6 protein-coding genes are annotated in these 8,707 nt (G+C 46.0%); all 6 read left to right on the top strand.

Features of this window, described 5'->3' with window-relative positions:
* Positions 1 to 547 precede the first annotated feature (547 nt).
* The 6 genes from adhE to WBV27_RS10235 all read left to right on the top strand — a co-directional run bounded on the left by adhE (position 548) and on the right by WBV27_RS10235 (position 8,691).
* The gene (gene adhE / locus WBV27_RS10260) at positions 548 to 3,151 is read left to right on the top strand and encodes a bifunctional acetaldehyde-CoA/alcohol dehydrogenase (RefSeq protein WP_424201780.1); all 2,604 of its coding nucleotides are present in this window, start codon (positions 548 to 550) and stop codon (positions 3,149 to 3,151) included.
* Between the two features lie 220 nt (positions 3,152 to 3,371).
* Positions 3,372 to 4,016, top strand: coding sequence for a metal-dependent transcriptional regulator (locus WBV27_RS10255; protein WP_424201778.1), 645 nt, complete (start codon positions 3,372 to 3,374; stop codon positions 4,014 to 4,016).
* Positions 4,017 to 4,041: 25 nt separating this feature from the next.
* Positions 4,042 to 5,172, top strand: coding sequence for a DNA polymerase IV (dinB, locus tag WBV27_RS10250; protein WP_424201776.1), 1,131 nt, complete (start codon positions 4,042 to 4,044; stop codon positions 5,170 to 5,172).
* Positions 5,173 to 5,215: 43 nt separating this feature from the next.
* Positions 5,216 to 6,037: a ZIP family metal transporter gene (locus WBV27_RS10245; RefSeq protein ID WP_424201774.1), complete on the top strand. Its 822-nt coding sequence runs from the start codon at positions 5,216 to 5,218 to the stop codon at positions 6,035 to 6,037.
* A 357-nt stretch (positions 6,038 to 6,394) separates the two neighbouring features.
* Positions 6,395 to 7,717, top strand: coding sequence for a DRTGG domain-containing protein (locus WBV27_RS10240; RefSeq protein WP_424201772.1), 1,323 nt, complete (start codon positions 6,395 to 6,397; stop codon positions 7,715 to 7,717).
* An 11-nt stretch (positions 7,718 to 7,728) separates the two neighbouring features.
* Positions 7,729 to 8,691, top strand: coding sequence for a DHH family phosphoesterase (locus WBV27_RS10235; protein WP_424201770.1), 963 nt, complete (start codon positions 7,729 to 7,731; stop codon positions 8,689 to 8,691).
* The last annotated feature ends 16 nt before the right edge of the window (positions 8,692 to 8,707 follow it).

The raw sequence follows: 8,707 nt of genomic DNA, 5'->3' as shown, positions 1-8,707 counted from the left end.
AACCTTGAGTCAATAAAACTTAAATAACACCGTATGATTTGTACAGCCAAACATATTTTCGTATAATATCCTTGTGAGGCGATCGATTTTTTTGATGACTTCACCGAAGCGGGACGATTTCAGCCCTAAAAATCAGGCGTAATTATTTTATCGCTCGAATATGAATCGCTAAATACAAAAAAAGGGGGTTTCGACTATTAGTAAGCGGATTTATTCGGGTTAGTTGCCTCGAGATTGCAGATATCGATAGGGCAGGGACGTTAAACGACCATATATATTTCCGTCATAAAAATAATTTCAAAAAAATTTTTTTCAGCATGTATTCCGAACAATGATAATAATTTCACAATCAAAAGGTTGAGAAATAGAATGTTTCCATTAACTATTTGTGAAAACAAGTAGAGACAAAAAACTCTATTGAACGCGCTTACAGGGCCTGTATGGAAAATACGTGAAGAATATCACATTTATCCGCTTTACAAACGAAATCCCATGAAATATAATAAGCATGTGAAAAGGATAACATACATTTTTAGGAGGATCTCACATGAGTAAAGAAAAAGTAGTTTTAGAGGAGAAAAAACCCATGATGACTGCAAAAGAAGAAATCAGCAACTACACTGGAAAAGCCCAAAAAGCTTTGACTCTATTTGAAGATTATACCCAAGAACAAGTCGACCACATCGTCCACGAAATGGCATTAGCTGCAATGGAGCAACACATGCCACTTGCAAAAATGGCAGTTGAAGAAACAGGCCGAGGCGTTTATGAAGATAAATGTATCAAAAACATGTATGCCGCTGAAAACATCTGGCATTCAATCAGAAAAAATAAAACAGTCGGAATCATCGAAGACAATAAAGTTGATCAAATCATGAAGGTTGCCGCTCCTGTAGGCGTTGTTGCCGGTATCATCCCAACAACCAACCCAACTTCGACAACAATCTTCAAAGCAATGATCTGTATGAAAACAAGAAACCCGATCATCTTCTCTTTCCACCCAAGCGCAGAAAAATGTTCGGCTGCAACTGCAAAAGTTGTTTACGATGCTGCCATCAAAGCAGGCGCACCTGCTGACTGTATCCAATGGGTAGAAGGCGTATCAATGGAAAAAACAGCTGAATTGATCAACCATCCAGAAGTTGCTGTCGTATTGGCTACAGGTGGAGCTGCAATGGTTAAAGCTGCTTATTCTACTGGTAAACCAGCATTGGGAGTTGGTCCTGGTAACGTTCCGGCTTACATCGAAAAATCAGCAAACATTAAACGCGCTGTAAACGACATCATCGTTTCAAAAACGTTCGACAACGGTATGATCTGTGCTTCAGAACAAGCTGCAATCGTCGACAGCGAAATCTATGATGAAGTCAAAAAAGAATTCCAATTGCACAATGTATACTTCGCTAAACCTGAAGAAATTCAACAATTGGAAGACGTCGTGATGAATGATGCCAAAACTGGCGTGAGACCGAATGTTGTCGGTATGCACGCTCGTAAAATCGCTGAATTGGCTGGATTGAACGTTCCTGCAAACACTAAAATGTTGATCGCTGAATTACCGGGCGTCGGAGCAGAATACCCAATGTCAAGAGAAAAATTATCTCCAGTATTGGCTATGATGAAATCAGACAGCGCAGAGCATGGTTTCCAACTATGCAAACAAATGCTTGATTTGGGTGGCTTAGGTCACTCGGCTTCACTGCATACTCGCCGCAATGATTTGATTGAGCAATTCGGAAAAGAAATGAAAGCTTGCCGCGTTCTTATCAACTCTCCATCTTCTCAAGCTGGTATCGGTGACTTGTACAACAATAATATCGCTTCATTAACTTTGGGTTGCGGATCTTACGGCAGAAACTCAGTTTCTCATAACGTTTCTGCATTAGATTTATTGAACGTGAAAACTGTTGCTAAAAGGAGAAATAACATGCAGTGGATTAAATTGCCAGAGAAGGTTTACTTCGAAGAAAATTCAGTTAGATACTTACGTGACATGAAAGATGTCGAAAGAGTCTTCATCGTCTGCGACGACGGCATGGTCAAATTCGGCTATGTGGATGTAGTCATCGAACAATTGAAACAACGCAACAACAAAGTATCTTACGCAATCTTCTCAGATGTTGAACCTAACCCGACAACAAACACTGTAAACCGTGGTACTGAAAAAATGCGCGACTTCAAACCGGATACAATCATCGCAATCGGCGGAGGTTCCCCTATGGATGCTGCCAAAGCTATGTGGTTGTTCTATGAGCACCCAGAAAGCGACTTCTTCGGCGCTAAACAAAAATTCTTGGATATCCGCAAACGTACTTACAAGATCAAGGACATGGAAAAAGCGAAACTTGTCTGCATCCCTACCACATCAGGTACTGGTTCGGAAGTAACGCCATTCGCGGTTATCACAGACAGCGAAACACACATCAAATACCCATTGGCTGATTACGCATTGACTCCGGATGTTGCCATCGTGGATCCACAATTCGTATACAGTGTTCCTAAATCTGTAACTGCAGATACTGGTATGGACGTATTGACGCATGCCATCGAATCTTTTGTTTCCGTATTGGCAAACGACTACACTAAAGGATTGAGCTTACAAGCCATCAAATTGGTATTCGAAAACTTGAGAAACTCATACAACTACGGCGACCAAGAATCACGCGAAAAAATGCACAATGCTTCTACTATGGCTGGTATGGCATTCGCGAATGCGTTCCTGGGTATTTCCCACTCGATCGCACACAAAATCGGCGGTCAATGGGATCTGATCCACGGCCGTACGAACGCAATCCTGTTGCCGCATATCATCCGCTACAATGCGATCGATCCGCAAAAACATGCGTTGTGGGCTAAATACGAGTACTTCCGTGCAGACGAAGACTACGCTGAAATCGCTCGCTACCTAGGTTTCAAAGGCAACACGACTGCAGAATTGGTCGAAGCTTTGGCTACTGAAATCACTAAATTAGGTCAAGATATCGGCATCAAGATGAACTTCCGTGATCAAGGCATCACTGATGAAATGCTTGAACGCGATGCAGACCGCTTGGCTGAATTGGCATTCGAAGATCAATGTACAACAGCTAACCCTAAACAACCATTAATCTCAGAATTGAAAGAAATCATCTACGCAGCCTACAAAGGTTAATCGTAGATAAGGAAAAGCCGGGACATGCTCCCGGCTTTTTTGCTGTCCAAAAATCATTTTAGGTTTACGCTAATTTGTCGCCAACCCTCCTTTCCCATTGCGGAAGTGGGTTATATACTGACGGCGAACGGAATATTGTGGTTTTTAGGTTTGTAATCAAGTGGAATTGTCGTATAATATAAAATATAGTTTAGGTTAACCAAAAAAGAGGGGGGAGCGCATGACGCCGCACAAAGAGGATTATCTGAAAGTAATCATGGAATTGGGTGGAGACAAACAGCTTGTCAACAATAAGCAGATCGGGCAGGCTTTATCCGTATCTGCCGCTTCTGTCACTGAAATGTCCGTCAAATTGCTCAAGGATGGCCTGATCAGCCACATCCCGTACCAAGGGGTGCAGATCACCGACAAAGGCCAATTGATCGCAAATAAGCTGATCCGGAAACATCGACTTTGGGAAGTGTTCCTCTCGGAAAAATTGGATTTCAACTGGGACGAAGTGCATGACGAGGCGGAACTGTTGGAGCACGTCTCATCGGATCGCTTGATCGATAGCTTGGATGCCTATTTAGGTTTTCCTAAATATGATCCGCATGGGGGCGTGATACCAGACAAAGACGGTCGGATTGAGGTTTATGAAAGCAAACCATTGATCGAGCTGGAAGTCGGCAGCCGCTTCATCATCAGGGAAGTTGATGATGATCAGGAATTTCTGGCGTATTTGCTCAACAAGGATGTAAAGTTAAGCGTTCCTTATCTGTTGACAAACGTGGAGCCGTACGAAGGTCCGTATACTTTTGAGGCGCAGAATCACCAGTCTTATCAAATCAGCTTCAAAGCGGCAAGTAAAATTCACGTTCAATAAAGCTGGTCAGAACAAGGAGAACACTATGCAGATTGGGATCTTGACCTTTAAGGAACCCGAAAATGATAAAAGCAGAAAGATCATCCATGTGGATATGGATGCCTTCTACGCCTCGATTGAGGAAAGGGATCATCCGGAACATCGCGGCAAACCAATCGTCATTGCGAATCATCCGAGAGATACCGGTCGCAAAGGGGTTGTGACTACAGCCAATTATGCCGCCAGGAAATTCGGCATCCATTCAGCGATGAGTGCGCAGAAAGCTTTTGAGCTCTGCCCGGAAGCCATCTTCATTCCTCCAAGAATGAGTCATTACAAGACCGTTTCCCAACAGATCCGGGGAATATTCTCGCGCTACACCGATTTGATAGAACCGTTGTCGTTGGATGAAGCCTATCTGGATGTCACAAAGAACAAACAGAATCTGTCCAGTGCGACAGTGATTGCCCGGAAAATCCAAAGGGAAGTCTGGCAGGAAACGGGTCTGACTTGCTCGGCAGGTGTTTCCTACAACAAGTTCATCGCAAAAATTGCCTCCGACTTCCAGAAACCGGCTGGCATGACTGTGATCGCACCAAATGATGCAGCCCGCTTTCTGCGCGAACTGCCTATCGAAAAGTTTTATGGCGTCGGCAAGAAGACCGTCGAAAAGATGAAACTGTTGGGCATCCATTCCGGAGAGGATCTCTATCTTTTTGATCAAAGCGAATTGCTTTCGCAATTCGGGAAGCACGGATATATCCTCTATCAACGGGTCAGAGGCATCGACAACAGAGCGGTGGAGCCTGAAAGGGAAAGGAAATCGATCGGGAAAGAACACACCTTTACACTGTTCCTGACGGATGAGGAACAGGTCAGGGTGGAACTGAAACAAATCGCTCTGGCTGTTCAAGGAGCGCTTCACATCAACAAGTTGCACGGGCGGTCGATTGTGCTGAAGATCCGCTACGCCGATTTCGATACGATAACCAGGAGGAAAACCCGTATCGATCATTTTTCCCAAGCGGAGGATATGTTCCGTCATGTCTGGGAATTGTGGTTGGACCACGGCACGATAGAACGGCACGTGCGTTTATTGGGTATAACCGTAACACAGCTCGACCCGATCCATTACGAGAACATTCAATTGCCATTATGGGACACGACGCAGTTGTAGCAGAAATCATTCATTATTCCATTATAAAGGGGAGATAAAAATCATGTTAGAGTCATTCGGTCAATTAAATCCAATTATGCAAGCATTCATAGCGGGATTGTTCACTTGGGGTTGTACCATCATAGGTGCCTCATTTGTCTTTTTCTTCAAATCCGTCAATCGCAAAATTCTTGATGTCATGAGCGGCTTCGCTGCCGGGGTCATGATAGCGGCATCATTCTGGTCATTATTGGCTCCATCCATTTCCCATGCCGAAGAGAGCGGCTACGGCGGCTTGTCGTGGGTTCCGGCGGCGATCGGTTTTTTGTTGGGCGGCGTGTTCCTGCGCATGACGGACAAAATCGTTCCCCATCTGCACTTGGGTGAACCGATGGAACACCGGGAAGGTCCGCAGACCCAAGCTTCCCGGAACCTGTTGTTGTTCTTGGCCATCACGATCCATAACATTCCCGAAGGCTTGGCCGTCGGAGTCGGTTTTGGAGCGGTCGCAGCCGGCATATCCGAGGATAATACGCTATTGAGTGCCGTCGGTCTGGCGATCGGTATCGGCATCCAGAACATACCTGAAGGATCAGCCTTGTCCATGCCGATTCGGGCTGATGGAAACAGCAGGCTGAAGGCCTTCAATTATGGCCAGCTTTCTGCCATCGTTGAGCCGATTGCGGCCGTCATCGGGGCAGCCGCCGTCATATCGATGAGTGCGATTTTGCCTTACGCGCTCGCGTTCGCTGCCGGGGCCATGATCTTTGTTGTGGTAGAGGAACTGATACCGGAGTCGCAAACGAACGGCAACAGCGATATTGCCACGATGGGTCTTATGGTCGGCTTCTCAGTCATGATGATTCTTGACGTCGCTTTAGGATGATGAATAATCCGTTGAAAGGCCTTCCGCACAGAAGGCCTTTTAATGTACGCAGAACAAAATAATATCGCTCGCTTTTCGTTGTACTAATAAACTGTTTCATGATACGATGAACACTGAATAATACAGTTTTTTGTCACAGAGAAAGGTGAGGAACTGCATAAGGATATCTTTTCACGGGCAATCCTGCGTTTGCATTGAAACAGCGGAGCGAATTGCAGTTCCAATCCACTACAACACGTTTCCGTTGATTAAACAGGATCCGAATGATTTTTGTCCCTTCTGGATGATGGCGTCGGACTCATCATGCAACCGGGAGATTTCATTTCATTATAATAGAGAAAGCAAAGGGAGTAGACTATGGCAACGAAACACGAGCAAATCATTCAATACATCGAAACGATGCCGGTCGGGGAAAAGCTTTCCGTCCGCACGATAGCAAAAAATTTGAACATGTCTGAAGGCACAGCTTACCGCGCCATCAAGGATGCCGAGAACATCGGACTGGTTTCGACCATCGAGCGTGTAGGCACCATCCGGATCGAACGCAAGTCGAAAGAGAACATCGAAACACTGACTTTCGGCCAAATCTGCAAAATCATCGATGGGGATATTTTGGGCGGCAAGAAAGGCCTGGACAAGACTTTGAGCAAATTCATCATCGGCGCGATGCAACGCGAAGCGATGGAGCGATACATTTCACCCGGGTCACTTATGATTGTCGGTAACCGGAATGATATCCAGGAATTCGCATTGGAGAAAGGCGCAGCAGTCCTGATTACGGGGGGATTCGATACGGATGAGAGCATCGTCCATTTGGCTGATCAAGTCGAAATGCCGATACTGCGCACGACTTATGACACCTTTACCGTAGCGACGATGATCAATCGTGCCATGACGGATCAACTGATTAAAAAGGAAATTATGCTGGTGGAGGATATCTACACTCCGATTGATGAAACGAAATTTCTCTCTTTGGACGACACCGTTTTCCAGTACCGTAATCTCAATACCGAAAGCACCCACTCGCGTTTCCCGATCGTCAATCATAATATGCGTCTTGTGGGCATCATCACAGCGAAGGACATCCTGGGAAAAGCAGATACGCTTTCGCTTGAACGGGTAATGACCAGGGATCCGATAGTCGCAAAAACGCACATGAGTGTAGCGAGCGTGGCGCACCGGATGATCTGGGATGGCTTGGAAGTGATGCCTGTGGTGAAAGATAACCTGCAGCTGCTCGGCATCATTTCGCGCCAGGATGTCATGAAGGCCATGCAACTAGCGCAGCGACAGCCGCAGGTCGGCAACACGATCGAGGACCAAGTCGTAGAAAACCTATCTTTGACCAGCTCGGAAGAAGGAGACGGCCTACCCGCTTATCGCTTCCGGATCACACCGCAAATGACGAACAGTCTGGGTACTGTGTCGTTCGGGGTGCTGAGCGAAGTGTTGGCGAGCACGACCAAAAAAATCTTGTATACGTTGCAGAAACGGAATGCTGTCATTGAACAAATGGACATCTATCAATTGAAGATGATCCAGATAGACAGTGTCATCGAGATACGCTCAAAAATATTGGAATTGGGCAGAAGATCATCCAAATTGGATGTCGAAGTCTATTTAGAAAATTCACTGGTCAGCAAAGCAATCGTCATTTGCCAACTGATGGAAAAATCCTAGGAGGTAAATAAGTGGGAAATCCGATTTATGCAGAAATAGTCAGTAAAATTCAAGAGTATTCCACCATCATCATCCACCGGCACCTACGACCGGATCCGGATGCATTGGGTTCGCAGAACGGTCTTGCCAGCTTGATCAGGCAAGCTTATCCTGAGAAAAAAGTATACGTTGTCGGCGAAAATGAAGACAGCCTTTCCTACCTCGGCAGCATGGACAGCATTCCGGATGAGGCCTATGAAGGTGCCTTGGTGATTGTCACGGACACAGCGAATCAGCCAAGAGTCAGCGACAAACGTTTTGTCAAAGGTGATTATCTGATCAAAATCGATCACCATCCGAATGAAGACCCCTACGGAGATATCTGCCTTGTGGAGACGCACTCCAGCAGCAGCAGCGAAATCATCGCCAAAATTTCCTTTTCAACTGAAGGTACGCTGCCGATGAACGCTGCAGCAGCGCGTCTGTTGTATGCCGGCATCGTTGGCGATACAGGCAGATTCCTCTATCCGGCGACTACGGCAGTGACAATGGCAATAGCCTCGAAACTGATGCAGTTTGATTTTTCCGCGTCGGATATCAGTCAAATGATGAACACAAATTCTTTGAAAACGGCCAATTTATCAGGGTTCGTCCTGCAGAGTTTGACGATCAATGACGTCGGGGTTGCCAGCATCATCCTCTCCCAAGAAATCCTTGGGAAATTTGGTGCCGTCGACAGCGACACCGCACCGGTTGTCCCTTTGCCGGGTACAGTAGAGGGCGTTTTATGCTGGGGAATTTTTGTGGAGCAACCGAACGGTACCTATCGTTGCCGATTGCGCTCAAAAGGCCCGATCATCAATGAAGTCGCCAAACGGCATGGCGGAGGCGGCCACCCGCTTGCGAGCGGAGCGAACGCTAAGGATGAGTCGGAGATAAACGACATCATTTTGGAATTGGAAGAATTGGCGATCGAATGGCAGAATACGCATTGATGTAGCAGACTTGAAC

The sequence above is a fragment of the Trichococcus sp. genome, assembly GCF_049589555.1.
GTDB lineage: Bacteria > Bacillota > Bacilli > Lactobacillales > Aerococcaceae > Trichococcus.
Note: the sequence above shows the minus strand (reverse complement) of the source record. Positions and strands in the feature narration are given on the sequence as shown.